This is a genomic window from Ruegeria sp. BHSA123 (genome assembly GCF_059613425.1).
On sequence record NZ_JBXWSL010000007.1, the window covers coordinates 130,604 to 154,884 of the forward strand.

Here is a 24,281-nt window from a genome sequence, read left to right on the forward strand (position 1 = left end):
TCAGCCTTGGTTTGGACCACGGATCTGGCGGATGGTCCGACGGACCGCTTGCCAGTCCTGGGCCTCTTGCCGATTCCCGGCAGCTTCGCAGTCGCGCATTTTTTTCGCGGCTTCGGCCTCGGCTTGGTCTCCATGGGCGGCAAAAAGTGCACGTGCGTATTGAGCGGTTTGAATTGCGTCCATTCCTGTGCTCCTCCGTCTGTGTTCGGAATGCCTTATGGTTCGCGCCATAGTAAAATAGCACAGGTTGAGCGCTGCTGCATCACCCGTCGCGGGAAACCGCCGTTCTGAGGCAACGCAGGTGGTTTGGAAAATCCCGGGCGACCACTTCGGCCTCACGTACCAGCGTGTCGAAATGGCGTGAGAATGTCTCGATCCGATCCCGGTCGCGGAAGGCCATATAGTGACTTCCCGCGTAGAATACACAGAGTAGCGGGCCGAAAATCGTTACCGGTGCCGAATAAAGCCGTTTTGCGTCAAACAGATAGATGCGCATCCGCGGATAGAGCTGTTCGCACAGCGCCAACAGGTGATCGATCTGTTCCAGCCGAACCTCTGGGCTGAGATCTTGATAATACCCGGTGCCGTTTGCAAAGCTTTCGATTTCGAATAACGGCATGGCGATCTCATAGTCCGACTGGGCGCTGCGCATCCAAGTCAGACGATCCGCCGACGCGCCGATGGCTTGATCAGCGGTCCGGCCCAGATGCGGGGCGTATTCCCATTCCAGTATCGCACGCGTCTTGAGCATGTCGGGCAAGGTGGCCGGGACATAGCGGATTTTGTACCCGGCGGCCTCCTGATGCCACTCGAAGATACGTTCATCGACAAGGGCGCGGGGGGCCTCGGTAAAGGTCAGCGAGCTTGCCAGAAGCTCAGCCGCGCTTTCCGGCCTGTCGGAAAGGCTCAGCAACCAGTCGGCCGATACACCAAGCGCCGCTGCGCATCCGCCAACAACATGTGCGTTGGGCAACCGAGCACCATTATCTGTCAGCAATTGGGAAACGGTCGAGCGGTCAACGCCAATATAGCGCGCAAGGGCACTTTGGCTGACATGGCGCTCTTCCATCGCGCGGGCTAGGCGGAGACGAAACTGGGAGGCGCGATCGCGCTTGTCGATATTTCCCTGCATGTCATGATTTTTATCACTGTTGTTGAATTTTGTTAATCATATTCAGAATTTCCAATACTGGGGTCCGGATGTAACGCTTTTGAGTAAGAAAAAGGAACGGGGTTCGGAATGGAAACGCGGCGAAGATCAGTCGTGAAAGCAATCGTTTGGAATGCGATGGGGTTGGCGATCATGACAATGGTGGGCTTGTTGGCAACAGGCTCGGCCGCTGTAGGAGGGGCGCTGGCGTTGGTGAACACGGCCATCGGCCTGACGATGTACGTGATTTACGAAAGAATCTGGGCGAACATTTCGTGGGGACGAAATGGCTGATCCCACTGCACCCAAATCACCCGAATGGGGCACGTTATTCCTGATTGTCTTGTGTTATGCGGCATGGCTTGCCGGTTTGTTTTGGTTGGCGCTTGCATCCTTGTGGTTGGCAGTCCCGGCTCTGGGTGTCGTTGCGGCTCTGCATTCGTCACTGACGCATGAAGCCCTGCATGGGCACCCCTTTCGTGCCAAATGGCTGAACGAGACGTTGATGGCACTGCCGTTGACATTGGCCATTCCGTATAGCCGCTTTCGGGACCTGCATCTGGCGCATCATCAGGATGCCACCCTGACGGACCCTTATGACGACCCGGAATCGAATTATCTGGACCCGCATATCTGGTCGGGATTGCCGCGGCTGGCGCAGATGATCTTGAGCTTGAACAACACGCTGTTGGGGCGGATGGTGTTGGGTCCTGCTCTTGGTCAGGTTCTGTTTATGCGGGACGAATGGCGTGGATTTATGCGCGGGGACAAGGCGATCCTGCTAGGATGGGCTTTGCATTTGCCCGGTGCGGCGGCGGTGCTGTGGGTGGTTGCGCAATCGGCCATGCCGGCCTGGGCCTATCTGATCGCAGCCTATCTGGGGTTGTCGCTTTTGAAGATCCGCACGTTTCTTGAACATCGTGCACATGAAAAATCCCGCGCCCGCACGGTAATCATCGAAGATCGCGGACCTTTGGCTTTTCTTTTTCTGAACAATAACCTGCACGTCGTTCATCATATGAATCCGGCCGCTCCTTGGTATCGCCTACCTGCATTGTACCGGGACGGAAAGGACAGGTACTTGGCTTGCAATGAGGCTTATGTTTACCGGTCCTATACACAGATCTTCCGGCAGTATTTCGTTCGCGCAAAAGACCCTGTGCCACATCCTCTCTGGCCAAAGCCTTGATTTATCGACACAACGGGTGGCATGAGTCTCTGGATTCCTGTCACCATAGCCGCCGCCAGTTTTCAGACTGTGCGTTTCATGCTGCAAAAGTCCCTGGCCAGCGTGAAGCTGTCTGCTGCAGGTGCAACTTTTGCGCGGTTTGCCTATTCTATGCCATTGGCCGTTATCGGGCTATGTGTTGCGTTGCAGTTAACTGGGGCGAGTATGCCCCAGCTCAGCAGTTTGTTCTGGCTTTACGCGGTTATCGGCGGGACAGCGCAAATCCTTGCTACCATCTGCGTGGTGGCGCTGTTCAAACAACGCAATTTTGCCGTTGGAATTACCTTCAAGAAAACCGAAGTGATCCAGACCGCGATTGTTGGCTTTTTGGTCTTGGGGGACAGTGTATCGCGCGGCGCATTGATCGCGATCCTGTTGGGGTTGATGGCTGTGCTTTTGTTGTCAAAAACACCCGGAGGGGACGGACCCTGGTGGCGCCATCTGACCAATCGGGCTTCGCAATTGGGGCTTGGATCAGGTGTTTTGTTTGCGTTTTCCGCCGTCAGCTATCGTGGGGCTTCACTGCAACTGGGCGATATCGATGCGTGGTTCCGGGCGCTGGTAACACTGGCAGTGGTGGTGACATTCCAGTTTACCAGCATGGGGATATGGCTGCTGTGGCGCGACCGCGCAGAACTGCACGCAGTCTGGCAGACGCGGAATACCGGAGTGTTCGTCGGCCTGACCAGCCTCGGTGGCTCGTTTTGCTGGTTCTGGGCCTTCACCTTGCAGAATGCGGCTTACGTCAAAGCTCTGGGGCAGGTAGAGCTGATCTTTAGCCTCATGGCTTCGATCCTATTCTTCCGAGAAACGATCACCCGGCGCGAGATCGCCGGGATGATGTTGCTTGGGTTCTCGATTTTAGCGCTTGTGCTGGCAATCTAGCTGGCGCGACGCTCGTCAAAGCTAAGCGCGATGAAGCTGGGCAGGTGATCTCCCATGCCCACGACGGTCTGGCCGGTGCCTTCCTTGCGCCCACGACTGTGCCCCTTCGGCTCGCGATATTTTTTACCTTCTTTCATGCTTTCGGGGGCCTTAGCCTTTTTCTCGGGCTTCGGCTGTTCGGGCTTGGGCTCTTCCTGAACCGGGTTGTCTATGCGCGGGATGTCTTTCTGGATCAGCTTTTCGATCGCAACCAGTGCTTTTTCGTCGCGTCCCGAGCAGATTGTGATGGCCTTGCCTTCGCGCCCGGCGCGACCGGTGCGGCCAATGCGGTGCACATAATCCTCGGGGTGGCTGGGGACGTCGAAGTTGAACACATGGCTGACAGCCGGAACATCCAGACCGCGTGCCGCCACGTCTGAGGCGACCAGCAGGCGCAAGGACCCGTCACGGAATCCATCCAATGTTTTCATCCGCTGCGACTGGTCCAGATCGCCATGGATGGCGGCGGCGTCGTAACCGTATTTCTTCAGCGACTTGGCGCAGATGTCGACATCTGTCTTGCGGTTGCAGAAGATGATCGCGTTGGTGCATTTGTCACCTTCGGCATCGATCAGCGCGCGCAGAAGGCCGCGCTTGTTGCTGGCCTCGCGGTCACGGCGCCCACCTTTGAACATGACGACGCTCTGTTCAATGGTTTCGGATGCGGTGGCCTGCCGGGCCACTTCGATCCGGGCAGGGGCCGACAGGAACGTATCGGTGATCCGCTCGATCTCGGATGCCATTGTCGCCGAGAAGAACAGGGTCTGCCGGGTGAATGGTGTCAGTGAGAAGATGCGCTCGATATCGGGGATGAACCCCATATCCAGCATCCGGTCCGCCTCATCCACCACCATGATCTGAACACCGGTCAGCAACAGTTTGCCGCGCTCGAAATGATCCAGAAGACGGCCCGGCGTGGCGATCAGAACGTCGACGCCCCGGTCGATCAGGGCATCCTGTTCCTTGAAGCTGACGCCGCCGATCAACAGTGCTTTGGTCAGTTTCAGGTGCTTGGTGTAGGTGTCGAAGTTCTCCGCTACCTGCGCTGCCAGCTCACGCGTGGGGCATAAGACCAACGAACGTGGCATGCGTGCACGTGCGCGACCGCGGGCCAACAGTGTGATCATCGGCAGAACAAAGCTGGCGGTTTTGCCAGTACCAGTCTGGGCAATGCCCAAAACATCGCGCCCTTCCAATGCGGGTGGAATCGCACCTGCCTGGATCGGAGTTGGGGTTTCGTATCCGGCTTCCTCAATGGCTTTGAGGACCTTCGGGTTCAGGTTCAGTTCGTTAAATTTTGTCATGTAAGTCCGGTTTAATGCGGACACTTGACCTGGCCCGCGCGTATAAGATGTGCCGGGCCCGGATGGCCATGCCCGTGATGCGGCATATCGGCTTGGACGCGGACATAACAAATACGTGGGTCGGGGTCAAATGAAGACCGCAGAATCTTGGTTTGATTGAAACAGGTTCGAGTTTTGCGCAACAATTCAGCAGCTTCCGGGAAAGTGTTTCGCCAGTTTCCCGTCCAGATTCAATGCGCGGTGGCGGATCAGCCCATTCTGCTCCAGCCGGGCGCGGACTTCTGGGTCAGCGCCGCTCATCTCGTTGAAGAACGCGCGCAGCCCATCCTCGCCGTGTTCGCTTTCAATCCAGCTGAGCAATTCATTCTTGTTCAGCCCGCCCATCTCGCGAGGGGCATTCGGAGCCATACCAGCCTGATACGAGCCGCGATCCATGCGGAACGGATAGTGTGCGATCCAGTGATCCCAGTCCGGCGCGTGGCGGTGGCATAGATCGACCTGTGCAAGCTCGTAATTGCACGGCCGCAATTTCCCGTTCTGAAACAGGTTGTGGATACGAAAACTCAGACGTTTCAATCCCGTGCGCACAAACAACTTGCCCTGTACATGGCTGAGGAACCCGCCAAGGACGAAAGCCCCATAGTTGGGATAAAGCATCTCAATCAACTCTGTACGGGCCGGGCTTTGTGGCACATGAGCCTTGTACAGGTCTTCACCGCCTGCCAGCGCCTCGATTGGGCGGACACGGGCGGCGTGAACCTTGGCCGGGATATCGCGCAACACATCCGAGATTGGGGTCGGCGACCACAGAAACTCGTCAACATCGATATGGACCAGCCAATCCAGGTGCGTGTCGCGATAGGTGTATGTCGCGTTGACCGATTGGCGAACTTGGTGCTTTTCCGGTCGCGTGCGTTTTAGCTTTTGCCAATAGGCGTCATCGCAAACCTTTACGCAAACACCGGGATGTGCCTTCAGCGCCTCGAACGTGCGCTGGTTCGGCTCATCCAGATAGATATAGATGGTCTCGGCGCCCAGATCGAGGTGATGGGCCACGAACCGAAGGACATCTTCGGTCGGGCCCCTGACCATCGACACGACACCCCATGTGGTCATGTGCGCTGCGCGCGCACTTCGCGCATGCGTTTCAGGCGCCGAAAGATACCGCCGGGATCTCTGTTGAGCTCGGTCATCAAGTGATCGACCAGCGGCGCGATGGTGGTATCGCTTAGGGCCTTGGTCCAGACCGGAGCAATCAGATTGACATCCAGTCCGCCACTTCCAAGGGAAAACCCTTTCATCTGAAAGGGCAGCGGGACACTTCTCAAATTCTGGTGTTGAAACGGTGTTTCCGGGGTCAGCCCCGAAAAGCGCCTTTCGAACTCATATAGCTTCATCATGCCGAACAACATGCGCAAAGCGTGACCAACCTCGCGCTGAGTTGCAGTTTGACCGTGGTCCGCAAAGGTCTGAACCGACGAGACCAGCCATCGCAAATCAAGCGTGGACAGAAGGTGGTCCGACTGTTCGTCCCAAAGGCGACAAAACAGAAGCGGGGCGTGACGCGGGAAGGACCGCTTTCGCAAGTTCGAGATCAGCTGGGCATTCAGGAAGGCAAGTTCCGAGTTTCCGACAAATTCCCGCGCAATCTGAGCACGCTTGCGATCCCAACTTGTACTGGGCTTCGGCGGGGGCACAGTCGCACTTTCGGGCAATGTTCGACCGGCCAGTTCAATAAGGTCAATGTCAAGGTCAGGCAAAGAGGTGGTGCCGAACTGAAACGGGCTGCGCCGGTTTTCATACCTGTCCAGCATGTCTGGAAGACCGCCGGGGAAAGTCAGTTCATCCTTGTTCATGCGCGCAGAATTGCACAGGCTGACTCGGCTGTGCAATCAGTCAGTTGGATCACACCATCATCTCTTTGGTGGCGGTCAGATTCAGGGCGGGATAGTCCCGAACCACCCGGTCGATGTCCCATTGCAGCCGGGTCAGATAGACAATGTCGCCGTCATGGTCGTGCGCGATGTGCTGCTTGTTTGCATTCACAAACTTTTCGACCTCGGCCTTGTCACCGCTGACCCAGCGGGCCGAGGTGAACTGAGACGCCTCGAAACGCACAGGCAAGCCGTATTCCATCTCGATCCGGCTGGCGAGCACCTCGAATTGCAGCGCGCCGACGACACCCACGATAAAGCCTGACCCAATTGAAGGTTTGAACACCTTTGCCGCGCCTTCTTCGGCAAACTGCATCAGGGCCTTTTCCAGATGCTTGGCCTTCATCGGGTCACCCGCACGGACGCCTTGCAGCAGTTCCGGTGCGAAAGAGGGGATGCCGGTGACGCGCAGCGCCTCACCCTCGGTCAGCGTGTCACCGATGCGCAGCTGGCCGTGGTTGGGAATGCCGATGATATCCCCGGCCCAGGCCTCTTCAGCCAGTTCCCGGTCAGATGCCAGAAACAGCACCGGGTTTGAAATCGCCATCGGTTTCTTCGACCGCACATGGGTCAGTTTCATGCCGCGTTTGAAATGGCCTGATGCCATGCGGACAAATGCCACCCGGTCGCGATGCTTGGGGTCCATATTGGCCTGCACCTTGAAAACAAAGCCCGCGACCTTCTTTTCATTCGGAGAAATCTGGCGGGGTTCGGCTGATTGCACCTGCGGCTGTGGTCCATAAGCGCCGATGCCTTCCATCAGTTCCTTGACGCCGAACGAGTTGATGGCCGAGCCGAACCAGATCGGGGTCATATGCCCTTCAAGCACCGCCTGCGGGTTCAGCGCGGGCAGCAACTCGCGCGCCATCTCAACCTCTTCCAGCAGCTTTTCCAGCAGATGCGCAGGAACATGTTCCGACAGTTTCGGGTCATCAAGCCCGTTAATTTCAATGCTCTCAGCCACCTTGTTACGGTCAGCGCGGTCCATCAGCTCCAGCCGGTCACGCAGCATGTCGTAACAGCCGATAAAATCGCGACCCACGCCAATCGGCCACGCGGCGGGGGAGACGTCGATGGCCAGCATCTCTTGAATTTCGTCGATGATCTCGAACGTATCGCGGCTTTCTCGGTCCATCTTGTTACAAAATGTCAGGATCGGCAGATCGCGCAGGCGGCAGACCTCGAACAGCTTTTGCGTCTGGCTTTCGACACCCTTCGCGCCGTCGATCACCATCACGGCCGCATCCACGGCCGTCAGCGTGCGGTAGGTATCTTCCGAGAAATCGCTGTGGCCGGGCGTGTCCACCAGATTGAACCGGAAATTCCCGTAATCGAAGGACATTGCCGAGGCCGAGACCGAGATGCCGCGATCCTTCTCCATCTGCATGAAGTCCGAGCGTGTCCGCCGTGCCTCGCCCTTGGCGCGCACCTGACCAGCCATCTGAATGGCTCCCCCGTAAAGCAGGAACTTTTCCGTCAGCGTCGTCTTGCCCGCATCCGGGTGCGAGATGATGGCGAATGTCCGGCGACGGGCAATCTCGGGCGGCAGGGTAGGTTGGTTCGAGGTATCAAGCATGACCGCGCGTATAGGCGGGGAATCCTGCCAAAGCAAGACAAAGGGGCTGGTTCGAATCATAGGCTTGTGGCAATAAGAACATATAGTGAACAAATTGTGGAGAAGACCAATGGATTTGAAAGAGATTGCCAACGAGTTGGTGGCCGGCTGCCGCGAGGACCGCGCCAAGGAAAATCTTGAGAAATTGTATGCGTCAGACGCAGTTTCTGTTGAAGCGGTCGATTACTCAGGCATGGGGCGCGAAATACAGGGGCGTGATGCGATCCGAGGCAAGCATGAATGGTGGGAAGGCGCCCACGAGGTTTCGGGCGCTTCGGTCAGCGATCCGTTTGTACACGGCGAAGACCGTTTTGCGGTGATTTTTGAAGTGCAGGGCAAGGTAAAGGAAACCGGCGAATCCTTCGATATGCGTGAAGTGGGTGTCTATCACGTCGCAGATGGCAAGATCGTGCGGGAAGAGTTCTTCTACTGATCCCAAGCCATTTCTGGTCTTCCCTGTCTGGCCGATGCTAGACATGCGGCAATGACTGACAGGGAGGATCCGATGGATCTTGGTATAAAAGGAAAGCGCGCGCTGGTCTGTGCCAGTAGCAAAGGGCTGGGTTTGGGCTGTGCCGAGGCTTTGGCTGAGGCTGGCGTAAATCTTGTGATGAATGCGCGTGGTTCGGACGCTTTGGAGAGCGAGGCGGCACGCCTCAGGTCAGAGCATGGCGTCGAGGTACAAACAGTCGCTTGTGACGTGACGACTGCGGAAGGGCAGGCGAAGGTGATCGAAGCGGCGCAGGGCGTTGATATTCTTGTGACAAATGCCGGTGGACCGCTGCCGGGGTTATGGGCGGATTGGGAGCGTGATGATTTCATCAAGGCGCTGGATGCCAATATGTTGACCCCCATTGCGTTCATGAAAGCGCTGCTTCCCGGAATGATGGACAAAGGTTGGGGGCGGGTGGTGAACGTCACCTCACAATCCGTGCGCGCGCCAATTGCGGTGCTGGGGCTTTCGAATGCAGCCCGCACGGGTTTGACCGGATATGTCGCAGGAACTTCACGCCAGGTTGCACCGCATGGTGTGACCATCAACAACCTGCTGCCCGGCATTCACGCAACGGATCGTGCGGATGCGCTGGACAGCGGCGTGGCTTCCCAGCAAGGCATCTCGATCGAAGACGCACGCGCAAACCGTTCGGCAACCATTCCCGCGCGACGCTATGGAACGCGGCAGGAATTCGGGTCTGCCTGCGCGTTCCTGTGCTCTCAACATGCGGGGTTCATCGTTGGTCAGAACATTCTACTGGATGGTGGCGCAACCAATTTGACGATGTGACCATGGCACAAGGGTTTTCGTTGAAAGATCAGATGTTCAACGCTGAGAAAGTAAATTATCTCAGCGGTTTGTTTTCCAATTCTCATGCAGAATTTGATGCCCCGGCATTCCGATCTGCGGTCATGTCGCGATTGCTGGAGTTAGAGCTGAAGGATCGGATCATCTGGATCGCCACATGCCTGCAACAGGCGGTACCCGGTGATTTGCCTGCTGTTGCCCCGACGATCCTGCGTGCCTTGCCTGCACCTTTGGACCCAACGAAGAATGATGACGACTTTGGCGATTTCATCTTTGCGCCGGTCGGTGAGTGGGTGGCGACCATAGGACTTGAGCATACCGATCTGGCATTGGACATGATGGAGGAACTGACACAGAGGTTTTCCATGGAATGGGCAATCCGACCGTTCCTAAACCACGACCCGGACCGGGTATTGCGGCGGATGCAGGACTGGTGCTCTCATGACAGTTACCATGTGCGCAGGTTGGTCAGCGAAGGCACGCGCCCCCGATTGCCATGGGGGCAGGCGGTTGCATTGGGTTTGCAGGACCCGCTGCCGTTGCTGGACAATTTGCACATGGATGCGACGCGATATGTCACCCGGTCCGTATCCAATCACCTGAATGACATCACCAAGAAAGACCCGGATCTGGTATTGGATCGTCTGAAGGCGTGGCGCAACCAGGGTCATCAGACTCAGGACGAACTGGACTGGATGACGTCACACACCCTGCGCGGGCTTGTGAAAGCGGGGCATCCCGAAGCAATGAAGATGTTAGGCTATGACCCGGACGCGGACATCGAGGTCGCGGTCAACCTTAAATCGGAAGCTCGGATTGGTGACGCTCTGGCCTTTTCCGTCGCTTTGAAAGGGGTCGGAGAGCTGCCAGTTCTGGTTGACTATATCATTCATTTTCAAAGACCTGGCGGGAAAATCTCAGCCAAGGTGCACAAGTTGAAGCAGGCGGCTTTGAAGAACGGGAAACTGACGCTGGAAAAACGCCACAAGTTGAAGGGTGATGCCACAACGTTCAAGTTGGTTCCCGGCGCACACCTGCTGGAGGTTCAGGTAAATGGCAAAATTCGCGCAGGCGTGGACTTCGACCTGCTTGGGTAAAACCGCGCGGGACCGCTCACGCTTTCGTCAAAAACGCCTTCCCCGGATTGCGAACCCCCGGCGGCTGCATTAGCTCGGACATGACCATTTGCGAGGGAAAAGCGCGATGAAACATGAATCGGTGCAGAACTATTATGGTGAAGTCCTGCAAAGCAGTGCTGACTTGCAGACCAATGCGTGCTGCACGCCTGACGACATGCCCGACCATGTCAAAAAGATCCTTTCAAAGATTCATGACGACGTTCTGACTCGCTACTATGGCTGCGGTCTGATTGCCCCACTTGATCTTGAAGGCATGTCGATCCTTGATCTGGGGTGTGGGGCCGGGCGGGATGTATATGCCTTGTCCGCCATGGTCGGTGAGACGGGCCGGGTCGTGGGTGTCGACATGACGCCCGAACAACTGGACGTCGCCCGCGCGCATCAGGATTATCACGCCGAGGCGTTTGGATATGCCCGCAGCAATGTGGAATTCCATCATGGCTATATCGAAAAACTGGATGAGCTTGATCTGGAACCCGGATCGTTCGATATCATCGTCTCGAACTGTGTCATCAACCTGGCCACGGATAAGAATGCGGTTCTGCGCGACGCACACAGGTTGTTGAAAGAGGGCGGCGAGATGTATTTCTCGGATGTCTATGCCGACCGCCGTATTCCGCAGGCGATGGCCGAAGACGAAGTTCTTTATGGCGAGTGCCTGTCCGGCGCGCTTTATTGGAATGATTTCCTGTCAATGGTTCGAACGGCCGGTTTCGGCGACCCGCGCCGCGTGACACATCGTCCGCTGACGATCGAAAATCCCGTACTGGAAGAGCGTGTTGCGCCGTTGAAGTTCCTGTCCGCGACATACCGTCTGTTCAAACTACCTGCATTGGAACCGGCTTGTGAAGATTATGGGCAAGCCGTGATCTATAAGGGAACCGTGCCAAACGCACCGCATGAATTTGGTCTGGATGACCACCACGTTATAGAAGCCGGCAAGGTGTTTCCGGTTTGCGGCAATACCTGGATGATGCTGAAAGATACGCGATTTGCCCGTCATTTTGACTTTATCGGCGATTTTTCGACCCATTATGGTATTTTCGAAGGCTGTGGTGGCGAAAGCCCGTTTGAAGCCATGGGTGCATCTGTCGCTTCTGGCGGGTGTTGCTGATCCCTTGCACCTGAGGGGCGGGGTTGCTATCCCCGCTCAAGCCCGATGGATTTGATCGGGAAAGGTAACGGGGTCCATCGGTGACAGGTAACGCAATTCCACCGCGTCTGGAAATTCGCAACATTATCCGTCGGTTTGAAGGCCGGGTTGTTGTGGATGATGTTTCACTGACCGTTCAGGCAGGCAAGGTGACCTGTCTGCTGGGGCCGTCGGGCTGCGGGAAATCCACCACGTTGCGCATGATCGCCGGGGTCGAAATGCAGGACTCGGGTGAGATTTATGTTGATGGCAAGCTGATCTGCGACACCGTCTTCCGGGTGCCTCCGGAACGGCGCGAGATCGGTCTGATGTTTCAAGACTTTGCGCTGTTCCCGCATCTGAGTGTGGCTAAAAATGTGGCCTTTGGTCTGAAGGGCAGCAAGGACGAAAAACGCGCCCGGGTCGAGGAGTTGTTGCAGAAGGTCGACCTGATGCGATTCATCGATGGTTTTCCGCATCAACTATCGGGTGGCGAGCAACAACGCGTGGCGTTGGCGCGTGCCCTGGCGCCGCGCCCGCGCATCATGCTGATGGACGAGCCCTTTTCGGGCCTCGATAACCGTTTACGTGATGGTATCCGTGACGAAACGCTGGCCATTCTCAAGGAAGAAGATGCCGCTGTACTGCTGGTCACGCACGAGCCGGAAGAAGCGATGCGCATGGCCGACGAGATCGCCCTGATGCGGCGTGGCAAGATCGTGCAACAGGGCGCGCCCTATAACGTCTATACGCGTCCCGCGGATAAGGCGGCGGTGGCATTTTTCAGTGATGTCAACGTTTTGCGGGCGCAAGTGAATGGCGCATTGGCGGATACGCCCTTTGGTCAGTTCCTGGCACCGGGCATTCCGAATAGTACGGATGTCGAGATCGTCTTTCGCCCTCAGCACATCAAGCTGGACTTTGACCGCAACGGCAGGGGGCCATTGCCGACACCAACAGACGGTGTTGCGGCCCGTGGTGTCGTCGAACGCGCGCGATTTCTGGGAAATGAAAGCCTGGTAGAGTTTCGCATGGACTATGATGGCTCGATCCTCAGGGCTACGGTTCCAAACGTGTTTGTGCCCAGTCCGGGCCGGGTGATGTGGCTGACCATCCGCCGCGACAAGTGCTTCGTTTTCCCCGAAACAAGGCGCTGATCCATCGATTTCCACCCGAGTGGTGCGCGAAAACCTCAGATTGCGGGGCCGCGTCGCTTGCCGCAACGCAGGCCCGGGTCTATCAAGAGCCAAACGCGGGGGTAAATCGGGCACATGCGAATTCTTCTGACCAATGACGACGGGATCAATGCCCCGGGCTTGATCACGCTTGAGGCGATTGCAGCTGAACTGGCCGGACCGGATGGAGAGGTCTGGGTGGTCGCACCCGCGTTTGAACAGTCCGGGGTCGGACATTGCATCAGCTATACCCACCCGATGATGGTCGCCAAGCTGGGCGAGCGGCGCTTTGCAGCCGAAGGTTCACCTGCGGATTGTGTTTTGGCAGGGCTTCACGACGTTATGTTGGATACCCCTCCCGATCTGGTTCTATCGGGCGTGAACAGGGGCAATAACTCGGCTGAAAACACGTTGTATTCCGGTACGATCGGCGGCGCGATGGAAGCGGCATTGCAGGGCGTCCCAGCGATTGCCCTGTCGCAATATTTTGGCCCCCGCAACCTGGGCCTCGACGACCCGTTTGAGGCAGCCGCCCGGTATGGTGCAGATCTGGTGCGCCGGATTCTGGACGCAACTCCGGCAGAACAAGATGATTACCGGCTGTTCTACAACGTGAATTTCCCACCGGTTCCGGCAGACGATGTTCTGGGCACGCGGATTGCGGCGCAGGGGTTTCGGCGCGACACGCGTTTTTCGGTCGAACCGCACAGTTCGCCTTCGGGGCGACGGTTCCTGTGGATCAAGGGTGGCTATCAACACAATCCGACCGCACCCGGAACGGATGCGGCCGTCAATCTGGAAGGCTATATCTCGGTCACGCCGATGCGCGCTGACCTGACTGCGCATGACATGCTGGAGGCATTGAAGGCGGTCGAATGAGCGGACTGGACCCTGAAACCGTAATGCAATTCCTGTTTGCCCTGCGCAAACGGGGGGTCACGGATGCGCGCGTGCTGGCTGCGATGGAGCAGGTGGACCGCGGTCGCTTTGTCACCGGCCTGTTCGCAGGGCGCGCTTACGAGGACATGCCGTTGCCGATTTCCTGCGGTCAGACGATCAGTCAACCGTCGGTCGTAGGTCTGATGACGCAGGCCCTGAACGTTGGACCACGGGACACGGTGCTCGAGATTGGGACAGGTTCAGGTTATCAAGCGGCGATCCTGTCCAAACTGGCCCGCCGGGTCTATACAGTGGAACGCCACAGGCGGTTGGTGAGCGAAACAAGCAAGCTGTTTGCCGATCTGGGCCTGACGAATATCACTTCTATGTTGTCTGACGGGTCATTTGGCCTGCCGGAACAAGCCCCTTTTGACCGGATCATTGTCACAGCCGCAGCCGAGGATCCTCCGGGCCCGCTCTTGGCGCAGCTGAAAATCGGGGGTATTATGGTTCTACCCGTGGGCCAGTCGGACGCGGTGCAGCAGTTGATCAAAGTGACGCGCACCGAAAATGGTCTGGATTATGACGAATTAACGTCGGTCCGTTTCGTTCCCCTTCTGGAGGGGCTTGGAAAGGATGAGGCGTAATAGGCTTAAAGAATTGGTCGCCGGAACTCCGGGCAACAGGGGCAGGCGTTGAGGACAGAATTATGAAAGCAGTATCCAAATCAGCAATGCGCCGCTGTGCGACCGGGGTGGCCGCTCTGGCCATTTTGGCCGGGTGCGAGGGACCTCTGGATTATGACCTTCGTGGGCAGATCGGTGGATTTTCGACCACCAATGCAGCGCAATCCGCGACGGCATCCCGCCCGACACCGGACAGCCGGGGCGTCATTACCTATCCGAATTACCAGGTGGTCGTGGCGCGCCGCGGCGATACGGTGCGGGACGTGGCCGCGCGGGTTGGCCTGCCCGAGGGCGAGCTTTCGCGCTTCAACGGCCTTCAGACAACGGACACGCTGAGAGAGGGTGAGGTTCTTGCCCTGCCACGCACTGTCGGTGCTGGAAGCAGCGTGGACATCGCGTCGGTCGCCGGGTCTGCAATTGACCAAGTGCCGGCGTCGGGTTCGGTTCAGACCACAACCCTGGAGCCCGCGAAACCGGCATCAACGCCTGCGCCGATTTCAACTGGGCCGGAGCCGGTCAGGCACAAGGTCAAGCGGGGTGAGACGGCCTATACAATCTCGCGCCTCTACCAGGTGCCGGTTGAATCTCTGGCGGAATGGAACGGGTTGGGATCAGATTTTACCGTGCGTGAAGGTCAATACTTGTTGATTCCGGTCAAGAACCAGCCCGTGCCCCGGCAAAATGCGGCTAGTGCCGCGCCCGTTCCCGCCACGGAGGTGACGGAACCGGGACAGGGATCACCGACGCCGACGCCACCCAGCGCCACGCAGCCCTTGCCGGACGAGAAAGTTGAGCCGTTGGCCGAGGCCCCCGACGTGACCGCCGAAGCGCCAACCAATACGCGCACATCCGCGCTGTCCCTGCCGGTTGGCGGCACTATCATTCGCGGTTATGACAAGGGCAAGAATGAGGGCATCGACATCGCTGCCGCTCCGGGTACGTCGGTCACAGCTGCCGAAGCCGGTACGGTCGCGGCGATCACCGCGGACGCGGATCAGGTGCCGATCATTGTGGTCAAGCACAACAACGATCTTCTGACTGTCTACGCAAATGTCGACAAGATCACTGTCAAGAAAGGCGATAAGGTACGCCGTGGCCAGAAGCTGGCGCAACTGCGGGGCGGCGACGATGCCTATGTGCATTTCGAAGTCCGCAAAGGGTTCGAGTCCGTGGACCCGGAACCCTATCTGAAGTGAGGCTGGATGGCCCGTACCGGGCCTGCCTTCGGCGAGAGTATTTCTGAAAAGATGAAGCCTGTCAGGCGTACGGGTCATAGTCGCTCAGGCGTTTTCCGGGTTCGTCGGCGAAGATTTCCGGAAGGGGTGAAACTGCTTCGATCAGGTCGATGCGAAAGACACGAAATCCATTGCGCAGCTCGCACCAGGCGGTAAGGGTCCAGACCCGCCCCCAGTATTCCATTTGGAGCGGGCGGATGGTGCGTTCGGTCAAAACGCCGTCAATGCGGCGATAGGACAGGTGAAGTTTCTGACGTGATTTGATGGCTGCACGGATCGGGGCCATATGGGCAAGGCCCCTTGCGGCATCGGCAAATGGGTAGACCGCGAATTTCCAGCTATCCGCCTCGGCCACGACCTGCGTTGGTAAAACAGCGTCGATCTTGTCGGCAAGCGATTGTGCGGCAGCCTTCAGGTCAGTATCCGCGGCCTCGGCCACGATGGCCATGCCAAGATTCAGCGCCTCAAGCTCGGCTGTAGTCAGGTTCAACGGGGGCAGGGTGATCTGCTCGCGCACCATGTAGCCGACACCGCGCTCGCCCTCGACCGGAACGCCCGAGGCAACAAGCGTATCCATGTCGCGATAGATGGTGCGAACCGACACCTCAAGCCGGTCCGCAATGTCCTGCGCGCGGTGCAGTTTTCCGTCGCGCAGGATCTGGATGATATCGAACAGGCGGTCAGTGCGGCGCATGACACGCCGTTCTGACTGCGTTTAGGCAGTCATGTTCCATAGTACTTTCTCGTGTCGCATCTGGATGCTATCCGGATTGATGACCGCCATCATGCCTGCTGCACATTCCTGTTGAGGAAACTGTGCGGCTGCGTCCTGTGCCGCCTTCAAATCGGTCCAGACAACATAATCGGTCCAGCGACCATCTTCGCCCTGGCTAAGCTGCCGATGGGCAAATCCCGGCGCGCTGCGCACAAAGGCCTCAGAGGCCTGACTGAGTTTCACGAACTCTTCCGGCGTGGTGCCATTGGCCAGGGTGAAGGTGACGATTTCAGCAACGTGGGTCATTTAATTCTCCATTGACCTTGTTTCGATGCCAAATCCCTAACGGATAGCAACTGACATAAACCTGTCAGTTGAGAATTGCGACCCCTTAGATTTCACGCGATTGATACAATTTTCGCCGGCAAATCGGAGCAGATCCCTTTTGAGACCAGCGATCGAGGCGTAAAGACTGAGTCAGATCATGTTCCCGGCGCGCAAACGTGCCGACGAAAAAGGAGAAAAGACATGCTCAACAATATCGGCCTTCCTGGCCTGCTGCTTATCGCCGTTGTGGTTCTGGTTCTGTTCGGGCGCGGCAAGATCAGTTCGCTAATGGGCGAAGTTGGCAAAGGCATCACCGCGTTCAAGAAGGGCGTAAAGGACGGTTCGGAAGAGCTGGAAAAGGACGCTTCTGAGCTGGCCAAGGACGTCACACCTGAAACCGAGAAAGACAAGGCGTAAGCGCGGATGTTTGATCTGGGCTGGACCGAGCTTCTGGTCATCGGCATCGTTGCCCTGATCGTTGTGGGGCCAAAGGACCTGCCGGTGCTGTTCCGCAATGTCGGACGTTTTGTCGGCAAGGCGCGCGGAATGGCGCGCGAGTTCAGCAGCGCCATGAACGAGGCCGCCGATCAGGCTGGGGTGAACGAGATCAAGAAAGGTCTCAACGCTGCCGTGAACCCTGTGGGATCGGCCATGGACGGTGTCAAGCAAGCCGCGCAGGAGATGGCGAAAAGCATCGATCCCACAAAGTTCGACCCTGAAAGCGAAACGGGTAAACTGGCGGCCGAGCGGGCCGAGCAGGCCAAAAAGGTTCAGGCGTCAGCCGCCCGTGCCACCGCCGAGCGCAAAGCCAAGGATGCAGCCGATGCGCTGGCCAAGGCAGAAGAGGCCGAAGCCGCGCTGAATACTGAAAGCAAGACATGAGCAAAACCGACGAGATTGACGATTCTTCGGCCCCGTTGATCGAACATCTGGCCGAACTGCGCACACGGCTGATCCACAGCGTTGTGGCGTTTCTGATCGGTATGATCATCTGTTTTTCGGTGGCGACGCCGATCTTCAATTTCCTGACCAATCCCCTGTGTGACGTTCTGGCCGAGCGCGGGCAGGATTGTGGCCTGATCTTCATCTCGCCACAGGAAGGGTTTTTTGTTGCAATCAAGGTTTCCCTCTTGGGTGGGTTCATTCTGGCATTTCCCTATATCGGGATGCAGATGTGGCGCTTTGTGGCACCGGGCCTCTACAAGTCCGAGAAAAACGCGTTCCTGCCATTCATGCTTGCTTCGCCCTTTATGTTCCTTCTGGGCGCAAGCTTTGCCTTCTACGTTGTCACGCCTCTGGCCTATGACTTTTTCCTCGGGTTCCAGCAATTCGGGGCTGAGGGTGAAGCCGTGGCCGATGGGGTCAGCGCGGCACCGCTGAGTGTGGTGTTTCAAGGCTCAGCCCAGGAATATCTGAACCTGACGATCAAATTCATCGTTGCCTTTGGATTATGTTTCCAGTTGCCGGTTCTCCTGACCCTTATGGGGAAGGCAGGACTGGTCAGTGCCGAGGGGCTGGGCGCTGTTCGGAAATATGCGGTGGTCGGCATTCTGGTTCTGGCCGCAGTCGTCACACCACCGGATGTCATTACGCAGATCATTCTGTTTGTGGTGGTGTACGGTCTGTACGAGATTTCGATCTTCCTGGTCGCGCGAGTTGAAAAGAAACGCGAGGACCAGTTGCGCGCTGACGGTTACTACGATGATGAAGCGGAAGCGGATGATGACCTGATGCAGGAGTTCGAAGACGACAAGTAAGTCTGCCGACGAAACCAAAAGGGCGCGCCATCCAATGGCGCGCCTTTTTCATTGGAAACTCTTGTTGTGCCAATTGGAACGTGCTTTGAACCCCTCAAGACAAAACCGGAGGCCCACATGGACGACCAAGCCCTGAACCGTATCGCCGAGGCGTTGGAACGCATGGCACCGGCTCCTTTGGTGGCGCCTGATTTTGCTGTTGCTCAAGCATTTGTGTGGCATGTCGAACCGGAACGACTGGAACCTGTTACGCATGTCAACCGGGTCGATCTGGATCTTCTAGTCGGCATCAATCGCTCTCGCGACACGTTGATGGACAATACGCGCCGGTTTGCAGCAGGGTACAAGGCAAATAACGCGCTGCTCTGGGGCGCGCGGGGGATGGGCAAGTCGAGCCTTGTAAAGGCCGTGCACGGCTCACTGAGCGCTGATTACGCCGACCTTAAACTGGTCGAATTGCAGCGCGAGGATATGGGAACGGTGGCGCGGTTGCTGAACCATCTGCGCGCAGCGCCCTACAGGTTCATATTGTTTTGCGATGACCTGTCGTTCAGCCACGATGACCAGCATTATAAATCTCTCAAGGCTGTTCTGGATGGTGGTATTGAAGGCAGGCCAGAGAATGTGGTCTTCTATGCCACTTCAAACCGTCGCCATCTGATGCCGCGGGATATGATCGAAAACGAACGCTCCAGCGCCATCAATCCTTCCGAGGCGGTCGAAGAAAAAGTCTCGCTGTCGGATCGCTTCGGCCTGTGGCTTGGGTTCCATCCCTGTGATCAGGACGAGTATCTTGCGATGATCGACCGCTATTGCGCCGCCTATGGCGTTTCAGTTGATGCACAGACCCTGCGCGCCGAGGCAATTGAGTGGCAAGCCACGCGCGGTTCGCGCTCTGGCCGTGTCGCTTGGCAATTCTTCGTCGATCTGGCCGGGCGCAACGACGTGCATATCGTCTGATCCCGGCTTCACCTGGCTGCAAATATCCCCGCCAGAGGCATGGCCCGTCAGGGCCATTTCCTAAAGAAGTGCCAGAATCCGTGCAGCTTCATCCTTGGTGCTGTTCAGAACGCTCCGGTCTTCCCCGGGATGAAACCGCGCGCGGACGGCCGTAGGCATCGGCGCGGGTTCGACAACCGAAACCCGCGGACCGGTGCGTTCGGTCTCGACGGCCCAGCTGCGGGCCAGAGCCATCTGCGCGGCCTTGGTGGCACCGTAGATGCCATAAAACTTCTCGCCAGCCTTCGGATCGTCAAAAAACACCGCATGGCCATTCTCGCCCAGAAGGGGTGAGACATAGGGAATCAGAACCGAGGTCGCGTTTGCATTTGTGTTGATCGCCTTGGCCCATTCCTTGGGGTCAACAAAATGCACCGGCGTCAGTGCTGATGTGTGGATGGCTGTGTGCATCCACAGGTCGACCTTACCCCAACGGTCATGGATGCCACGACACAGGGTCGCCATGGCGTTTGGATCGGTGATGTCCATGGGGGCCAGAGTGGCTGACCCGCCCTTCGCCTTGATACGGTCGTCCAGCTCTTCCAGCCCGCCGGTGGTCCGGGCGACGGCGACGATATGGTATTCAGGTGCCAACGCTTCGGCCAGCGCAGCGCCCAACCCGCGAGAGGCCCCGGTGATAAGGGCGATTTTTGTCTGATCGGTCATGGCTGCGGTTTGAACCCCTGCGCGAGGGGCGTCAAGTCGCGATTAGCTGCCGGGAATGGCGATCCGCTTGGTCTGGCCGCTTTGTCGCAGCATGATTCCCTGTTCATCAATTGCAACTACCATGCCCGAGGCGACACGGCTTCCGGGTTCAACCTCTTTCACGCGGCCCGATGACAGGCGTACCAAGGCGTGCAGATCGGTTTTGGGCCCGAACACTCCCAGGACAGAAACGGAGTTCTTGTTTAACGCGCCCTGCTGCGTGGCCGCGCTTTTGACATTGGTGTTTGACATGGTCCGTGGCCCGGCGTGAGTTCCGAACCCCTTATTTGTGTGAGTGGTTGCCGCCCGATAACAAAACGATCAGGTAAGCAAAAGACCCTCACAGACACAACGCTTCACGACGTAGCGACCCTTTTGTTAGCCCTTGTGATCGTGCAAGATTCACCGCCGGGTTGTGGCAGATTTCCACTCATCGGCGGAACAGTTTAGATGCGAGCCATACTTAACAGGGCTGTCCTATCTGTATGTCGAACGGTTTGATTCGTTGTTTGAACAGAATCCAGGCGTGCCATAAATTGGTGGGGTCTTTCAGCCTGAGGCGAGTTTGGCCGCATTCCAGGACCCGCCCTGAACCTGCATATCCGCGCGTTTCTGGCTGACACGGCTGCTGTTTTCCAGACTGTCCAGGTAATCCGCGCTGACGCTGCCGGTAATGTAATTGCCGTCAAAGCAGGAGCAATCAAATCCTTGGATGTCCGGGTTGCCTTCCTGGGCGGCCCAGATCAGGTCCTCCAAATGCTGATAGAACAGCGCATCGGCGCCCAGCTCTTCACGGATCTCTTCGATCTCTTTGCCATTTGCGATCAGCTCGGCCTTGGTCGGCATGTCGATGCCATACACATTGGGGTATTTGACAGGCGGCGAGGCGCTGGCCACATAAACCTTCTTTGCCCCAGCGTCGCGGCACATCTGAACGATCTTTTTGATGGTGTTGCCCCGCACGATGGAATCGTCGATCAACAGAACGCTGTGACCTTCGAATTCCAGCGGAACGGCATTCAGCTTGCGGCGCACGGATTTCTGTCGCTCGGCCTGACCCGGCATGATGAAGGTACGCCCGACATAGCGGTTCTTCACCAACCCCTCGCGATAGGGGATGCCGGTGATTTTAGCCGCTTCCAGTGCCACGGGGCGGGCGCTGTCGGGTACGGGAATGATCCGGTCGATTTCCAGGCCCGAGTCCTGAATTTGTTTCGCCAGCGTCTGTCCCATGCGCATCTGGGTTTTATAAACCGAGACTCCGTCCAGCAGTGAATCCGGACGTGCCAGATACACATACTCGAAGATACAGGGCGTCAGCTTGCCTTCGACCGCCTGAAACTCGTGCATGTTGCCTTTCAGGTCGATCAGGATGGCCTCGCCCGGGCGCAGATCGCGCAGCTTCTCAAAACTGTTGATGCCAAAGGCCACGTCTTCCGAAGCAAAGGCATAATCGTCCCCCTGACCGTCGACATTGCGCTTTGCGACCGACAGGGGCCGAATGCCATATGGGTCGCGGAACGCCAGCATGCCAACACCAGCCACCAGACAGATTACCGAGTAGGCACCTTGAACCCGCTCCATCGTCATCTTCACACCGGCAAAGATGTTTCGGATCGGATCCGAATTGCCGTTCACCTTGATGGCGTCAGCCACTTTGTCGGCCAGCACGTTCAGCAGGATTTCCGAATCCGATGTGGTGCGCAGGTGGCGACTATATTTCCCGGTCACTTTCTCGCGCTGTTCCGCTGTGTTGGTGATGTTGCCGTTGTGAACAAGATAGATACCGTAGGGTGCGTTCACGAAGAAAGGTTGCGCTTCGGCCGCGCTGAGTGATCCGGCCGTGGGATAACGAACATGACCCATGCCGATATGACCCAGAAGGGTTTCGGCATCCTGGGCGTTGAACACGTCCTTGACCAAACCATTGGCTTTCTTTTCCCGGAAGAATTCGCCGTTGTAGGTCACGATCCCGGAGGCATCCTGACCCCGGTGCTGCAACATCAGCAACCCGTCATAGATCTCAGCAAAGACATCATGTGTCCGGCTTGCGATTCCTAAAATCCCACACATTCAAGGGGCTCCAACTTCTATGACGATTTCATTCGAGGATTGACCGCAGTTCGGCACCGGACTTTCTGCATCTTCAGCGCGGAAATGTTCGCTACGCAGGAACAAGACGCCGTTAGGGCGACCATCACTGCGATCAGCGCGCATTCATACAGAAAGTACAAGATCGGTGGCTCCGATTCCGTGGCGGGTTGGCCCCCACATAATGCCTATTGGCGTGGCTGTCATCAAAGGATCACATTAGCCAAATGCCGCAGGCCAAGTTTGCGCATGTCGACTTAGAAAAACGAAGATGGTGACATGCGCAAACATATGTGCTGTCATGCATTTGATTGCATACATAACTGCTAAATCTCAGCACCTCGGGGGGACCTGAATGTGGCAACATAAACCTCCTCACAAGAACCAGGAACGGATCAGGCAGCGGTGCCATCGGTGCAGGGGATTGGGGCGCGCGTCGTGCCAGATCTGTAACGGAGCAGGCGAGGTCGCCAAAAGCAGAGATATCTTTGGAAAACCGGTTTTCAGTCGATGTGACGGATGCTTTGGCTTGAAAACAATCCGCTGCACCGTGTGCGGTGGAGAGGGGTTTGTCTGATCTGCAACAAAAAAGCCCGGCAGCGCCGGGCTTTCATGAATTGGTGAACTGCCTATCAGCCGTTGGAAGGCGCAGTTGTTGCCGGTTCAGCGTTTCCTGCCGTGCAACTGGCGACCAGCTGTTCATACTGAGTCGTAACCCAGCCCAAAGCCGCCTCGGGGTTTTGTTCCTCAATCTGGCCGCTGAACTGTTCAAACACCTTGGCCGACCGGCTTTCATCAACAATTGTGTAAGACTGGCCGGTCATGACGGTGTCGTAAACGAAGAATGCAATCGCAACCAGAAGGATGCCACGAGCGATGCCGAAGAACAGCCCCAAAGCCTGATCCAGGCCGCCAAGGGCCGAACGCTGAACCAGCGATGAAAACAGCGGTGTGAAGATACTGACCACGATCAGCGCCACCGCAAAGACCGCTGCAAACCCGGTGATCACAGACAATTCACAACTGTCACGCAAGAAATCTCCGACGACCGGGATTTCCTTGACCAGAGGTACAGCCTGCGGGGCGAAGATGAACGCCAGAACGGCCGCCGCAACCCAACCCGCGATGGCCAGAACTTCGCGCATGAAACCACGCGAGTAGGCCAGCAAGCCTGACAGCACGATGATCAGGGCAACTACCCCGTCGATTATTGTAAAACCTTCCATGGCCCTCGCCTGTTCTTTTTCTGCCCCTCAAGGCGCGACTTTAACCTGCTCCGAAGGTTTCGCCAACAAACCCCACCAAATCAGAGGGTCGGGTGAGTGTCAGACCTGCCACAGTACCGGTTTTGCCACCTGCCGGAGCTATTGCCGCTGTGAAACCAAGTTTTTGTGCTTCTTTCAACCTGTTTTCTGTCTGCGGAGCCGGTCTAAGTGCCCCTGACAGCGAGATTTCCCCGAAAACGACGGTGTCTGCGGGCAGGGCTGTGTCTTCGCGTGCGCTCAGCAATGCAGCAGCCACGGCCAGATCGGCGGCGGGTTCACTGACTTTCAACCCACCGGCCACGTTCAGATAGACGTCGAGACCCGCAAAAGGAATGCCGCAACGCGCTTCAAGAACGGCAAGGATCATCGCCAACCGCCCGCTGTCCCATCCCACCACTGTCCGGCGCGGCTGTGAATGGGGGGACGGGGCGACAAGGGCCTGCAATTCGACCAGAACGGGCCGTGTGCCCTCAATCCCGGCAAAGACGGCAGAGCCTGGGCTGGGCGTACCGCGTTCCGACAGGAACAAGGCCGAGGGGTTGGTGACCTGCGCGAGCCCTTTGCCCGTCATCTCGAACACGCCAATTTCGTCGGCGGGACCAAAGCGGTTCTTGACCGCCCGCAAAATACGAAACTGATGGCCGCGCTCGCCCTCGAAATACAGAACCGTATCGACCATGTGTTCGACAACACGGGGGCCCGCAATCTGGCCATCCTT

At 57.4% G+C, this 24,281-nt stretch carries 28 protein-coding genes; 15 read left to right on the plus strand and 13 right to left on the minus strand.

The features are described from left to right. Nucleotides 1–183: a hypothetical protein gene (locus AC2FNC_RS06075; protein ID WP_480493037.1), complete on the minus strand. Its 183-nt coding sequence runs from the start codon at nucleotides 181–183 to the stop codon at nucleotides 1–3. A gap of 79 nt (nucleotides 184–262) precedes the next feature. Further along, on the minus strand, nucleotides 263–1,132 hold the full coding sequence (locus AC2FNC_RS06080) for a helix-turn-helix domain-containing protein (RefSeq protein WP_496714814.1): 870 nt from the start codon (nucleotides 1,130–1,132) through the stop codon (nucleotides 263–265). A gap of 108 nt (nucleotides 1,133–1,240) precedes the next feature. Between AC2FNC_RS06080 and AC2FNC_RS06085 the strand changes: the two genes are divergently transcribed. From AC2FNC_RS06085 to AC2FNC_RS06095, 3 genes are read left to right on the plus strand one after another with little or no spacing between them, the layout of a single operon-like run. Next, nucleotides 1,241–1,444 (plus strand): DUF2061 domain-containing protein, encoded by a 204-nt coding sequence (locus AC2FNC_RS06085; RefSeq protein ID WP_267366130.1) that lies wholly within the window; start codon nucleotides 1,241–1,243, stop codon nucleotides 1,442–1,444. After that, nucleotides 1,437–2,339 carry a fatty acid desaturase gene (locus tag AC2FNC_RS06090; protein ID WP_480553713.1) on the plus strand — a complete coding sequence of 301 codons (903 nt, stop codon included), beginning with the start codon at nucleotides 1,437–1,439 and terminating at the stop codon, nucleotides 2,337–2,339. Before AC2FNC_RS06085 ends, AC2FNC_RS06090 begins: the two co-directional genes overlap by 8 nt. Before the next feature lie 21 nt (nucleotides 2,340–2,360). Next, nucleotides 2,361–3,263 carry an EamA family transporter gene (locus tag AC2FNC_RS06095; RefSeq protein WP_480553712.1) on the plus strand — a complete coding sequence of 301 codons (903 nt, stop codon included), beginning with the start codon at nucleotides 2,361–2,363 and terminating at the stop codon, nucleotides 3,261–3,263. Here the strand turns inward: AC2FNC_RS06095 and AC2FNC_RS06100 are convergent. From AC2FNC_RS06100 to AC2FNC_RS06115, 4 genes are all read right to left on the minus strand, one after another. Then, the gene (locus AC2FNC_RS06100; protein WP_480553711.1) at nucleotides 3,260–4,606 is read right to left on the minus strand and encodes a DEAD/DEAH box helicase; all 1,347 of its coding nucleotides are present in this window, start codon (nucleotides 4,604–4,606) and stop codon (nucleotides 3,260–3,262) included. The two genes, AC2FNC_RS06095 and AC2FNC_RS06100, sit on opposite strands and share 4 nt — an antisense overlap. Nucleotides 4,607–4,792: 186 nt before the next feature. Continuing rightward, nucleotides 4,793–5,722, minus strand: a complete 930-nt coding sequence (locus tag AC2FNC_RS06105) for a glycosyltransferase family 2 protein (protein ID WP_496714815.1) — start codon at nucleotides 5,720–5,722, stop codon at nucleotides 4,793–4,795. Next, a complete protein-coding gene (locus tag AC2FNC_RS06110; RefSeq protein ID WP_480603398.1) occupies nucleotides 5,719–6,462 on the minus strand; it encodes a hypothetical protein in 744 nt (247 codons plus the stop codon). Before AC2FNC_RS06110 ends, AC2FNC_RS06105 begins: the two co-directional genes overlap by 4 nt. Nucleotides 6,463–6,511: 49 nt before the next feature. Next, on the minus strand, nucleotides 6,512–8,116 hold the full coding sequence (locus AC2FNC_RS06115) for a peptide chain release factor 3 (protein WP_496714816.1): 1,605 nt from the start codon (nucleotides 8,114–8,116) through the stop codon (nucleotides 6,512–6,514). A 109-nt stretch (nucleotides 8,117–8,225) separates the two neighbouring features. Between AC2FNC_RS06115 and AC2FNC_RS06120 the strand changes: the two genes are divergently transcribed. The 8 genes from AC2FNC_RS06120 to AC2FNC_RS06155 all read left to right on the plus strand — a co-directional run bounded on the left by AC2FNC_RS06120 (nucleotide 8,226) and on the right by AC2FNC_RS06155 (nucleotide 15,665). Then, on the plus strand, nucleotides 8,226–8,588 hold the full coding sequence (locus AC2FNC_RS06120; RefSeq protein ID WP_480517297.1) for a SnoaL-like domain-containing protein: 363 nt from the start codon (nucleotides 8,226–8,228) through the stop codon (nucleotides 8,586–8,588). A gap of 72 nt (nucleotides 8,589–8,660) precedes the next feature. Then, nucleotides 8,661–9,440, plus strand: coding sequence for an SDR family oxidoreductase (locus AC2FNC_RS06125; protein WP_480517295.1), 780 nt, complete (start codon nucleotides 8,661–8,663; stop codon nucleotides 9,438–9,440). Between the two features lie 2 nt (nucleotides 9,441–9,442). Next, entirely contained in the window at nucleotides 9,443–10,555 is a 1,113-nt protein-coding gene (locus AC2FNC_RS06130; RefSeq protein WP_496714817.1) for a YhaZ family DNA alkylation repair protein, read from the plus strand. 106 nt (nucleotides 10,556–10,661) lie between these two features. Beyond that, nucleotides 10,662–11,711 carry a methyltransferase domain-containing protein gene (locus AC2FNC_RS06135; RefSeq protein ID WP_496714818.1) on the plus strand — a complete coding sequence of 350 codons (1,050 nt, stop codon included), beginning with the start codon at nucleotides 10,662–10,664 and terminating at the stop codon, nucleotides 11,709–11,711. Between the two features lie 107 nt (nucleotides 11,712–11,818). Then, nucleotides 11,819–12,886: an ABC transporter ATP-binding protein gene (locus tag AC2FNC_RS06140; RefSeq protein WP_496714825.1), complete on the plus strand. Its 1,068-nt coding sequence runs from the start codon at nucleotides 11,819–11,821 to the stop codon at nucleotides 12,884–12,886. Nucleotides 12,887–13,000: 114 nt separating this feature from the next. Beyond that, nucleotides 13,001–13,783: a 5'/3'-nucleotidase SurE gene (gene surE / locus AC2FNC_RS06145; RefSeq protein WP_480473150.1), complete on the plus strand. Its 783-nt coding sequence runs from the start codon at nucleotides 13,001–13,003 to the stop codon at nucleotides 13,781–13,783. Continuing rightward, complete coding sequence (locus AC2FNC_RS06150) at nucleotides 13,780–14,430, plus strand: protein-L-isoaspartate(D-aspartate) O-methyltransferase (RefSeq protein ID WP_480517287.1); 651 nt, start codon at nucleotides 13,780–13,782, stop codon at nucleotides 14,428–14,430. The genes surE and AC2FNC_RS06150 overlap by 4 nt, the downstream gene beginning before the upstream one ends. A gap of 62 nt (nucleotides 14,431–14,492) precedes the next feature. After that, on the plus strand, nucleotides 14,493–15,665 hold the full coding sequence (locus AC2FNC_RS06155; RefSeq protein ID WP_496714819.1) for a peptidoglycan DD-metalloendopeptidase family protein: 1,173 nt from the start codon (nucleotides 14,493–14,495) through the stop codon (nucleotides 15,663–15,665). A 61-nt stretch (nucleotides 15,666–15,726) separates the two neighbouring features. On the opposite strand, the gene AC2FNC_RS06160 is transcribed toward AC2FNC_RS06155, so the two are convergent. Next, nucleotides 15,727–16,398 (minus strand): helix-turn-helix transcriptional regulator, encoded by a 672-nt coding sequence (locus AC2FNC_RS06160; RefSeq protein ID WP_496714820.1) that lies wholly within the window; start codon nucleotides 16,396–16,398, stop codon nucleotides 15,727–15,729. Between the two features lie 21 nt (nucleotides 16,399–16,419). Further along, nucleotides 16,420–16,725 (minus strand): hypothetical protein, encoded by a 306-nt coding sequence (locus tag AC2FNC_RS06165; protein ID WP_209503726.1) that lies wholly within the window; start codon nucleotides 16,723–16,725, stop codon nucleotides 16,420–16,422. A 222-nt stretch (nucleotides 16,726–16,947) separates the two neighbouring features. On the opposite strand from AC2FNC_RS06165, the gene AC2FNC_RS06170 reads away from it, so the two are divergent. The 4 genes from AC2FNC_RS06170 (at nucleotide 16,948) to AC2FNC_RS06185 (ending at nucleotide 19,463) form a co-directional block, all read left to right on the plus strand. Continuing rightward, nucleotides 16,948–17,163 (plus strand): twin-arginine translocase TatA/TatE family subunit, encoded by a 216-nt coding sequence (locus AC2FNC_RS06170; RefSeq protein ID WP_209503727.1) that lies wholly within the window; start codon nucleotides 16,948–16,950, stop codon nucleotides 17,161–17,163. A gap of 6 nt (nucleotides 17,164–17,169) precedes the next feature. Next, on the plus strand, nucleotides 17,170–17,628 hold the full coding sequence (gene tatB, locus AC2FNC_RS06175) for a Sec-independent protein translocase protein TatB (RefSeq protein ID WP_480553705.1): 459 nt from the start codon (nucleotides 17,170–17,172) through the stop codon (nucleotides 17,626–17,628). Continuing rightward, entirely contained in the window at nucleotides 17,625–18,503 is an 879-nt protein-coding gene (gene tatC / locus AC2FNC_RS06180) for a twin-arginine translocase subunit TatC (protein WP_480473140.1), read from the plus strand. The genes tatB and tatC overlap by 4 nt, the downstream gene beginning before the upstream one ends. Nucleotides 18,504–18,620: 117 nt before the next feature. Next, nucleotides 18,621–19,463, plus strand: a complete 843-nt coding sequence (locus tag AC2FNC_RS06185) for an ATP-binding protein (protein ID WP_496714821.1) — start codon at nucleotides 18,621–18,623, stop codon at nucleotides 19,461–19,463. Nucleotides 19,464–19,523: 60 nt separating this feature from the next. Here AC2FNC_RS06185 and AC2FNC_RS06190 read toward each other — a convergent pair whose 3' ends face one another. The 5 genes from AC2FNC_RS06190 to AC2FNC_RS06210 all read right to left on the minus strand — a co-directional run. Then, entirely contained in the window at nucleotides 19,524–20,168 is a 645-nt protein-coding gene (locus tag AC2FNC_RS06190; RefSeq protein ID WP_480517279.1) for an SDR family NAD(P)-dependent oxidoreductase, read from the minus strand. Between the two features lie 42 nt (nucleotides 20,169–20,210). Further along, the gene (locus AC2FNC_RS06195; protein ID WP_480473134.1) at nucleotides 20,211–20,459 is read right to left on the minus strand and encodes a hypothetical protein; all 249 of its coding nucleotides are present in this window, start codon (nucleotides 20,457–20,459) and stop codon (nucleotides 20,211–20,213) included. A 297-nt stretch (nucleotides 20,460–20,756) separates the two neighbouring features. Further along, on the minus strand, nucleotides 20,757–22,280 hold the full coding sequence (gene purF, locus AC2FNC_RS06200) for an amidophosphoribosyltransferase (protein ID WP_480603412.1): 1,524 nt from the start codon (nucleotides 22,278–22,280) through the stop codon (nucleotides 20,757–20,759). Nucleotides 22,281–22,930: 650 nt separating this feature from the next. After that, nucleotides 22,931–23,524: a CvpA family protein gene (locus AC2FNC_RS06205; protein ID WP_267364181.1), complete on the minus strand. Its 594-nt coding sequence runs from the start codon at nucleotides 23,522–23,524 to the stop codon at nucleotides 22,931–22,933. Between the two features lie 40 nt (nucleotides 23,525–23,564). After that, on the minus strand, nucleotides 23,565–24,281 hold a 717-nt coding region (locus tag AC2FNC_RS06210; protein ID WP_496714822.1), incomplete at its 5' end, for a magnesium chelatase domain-containing protein.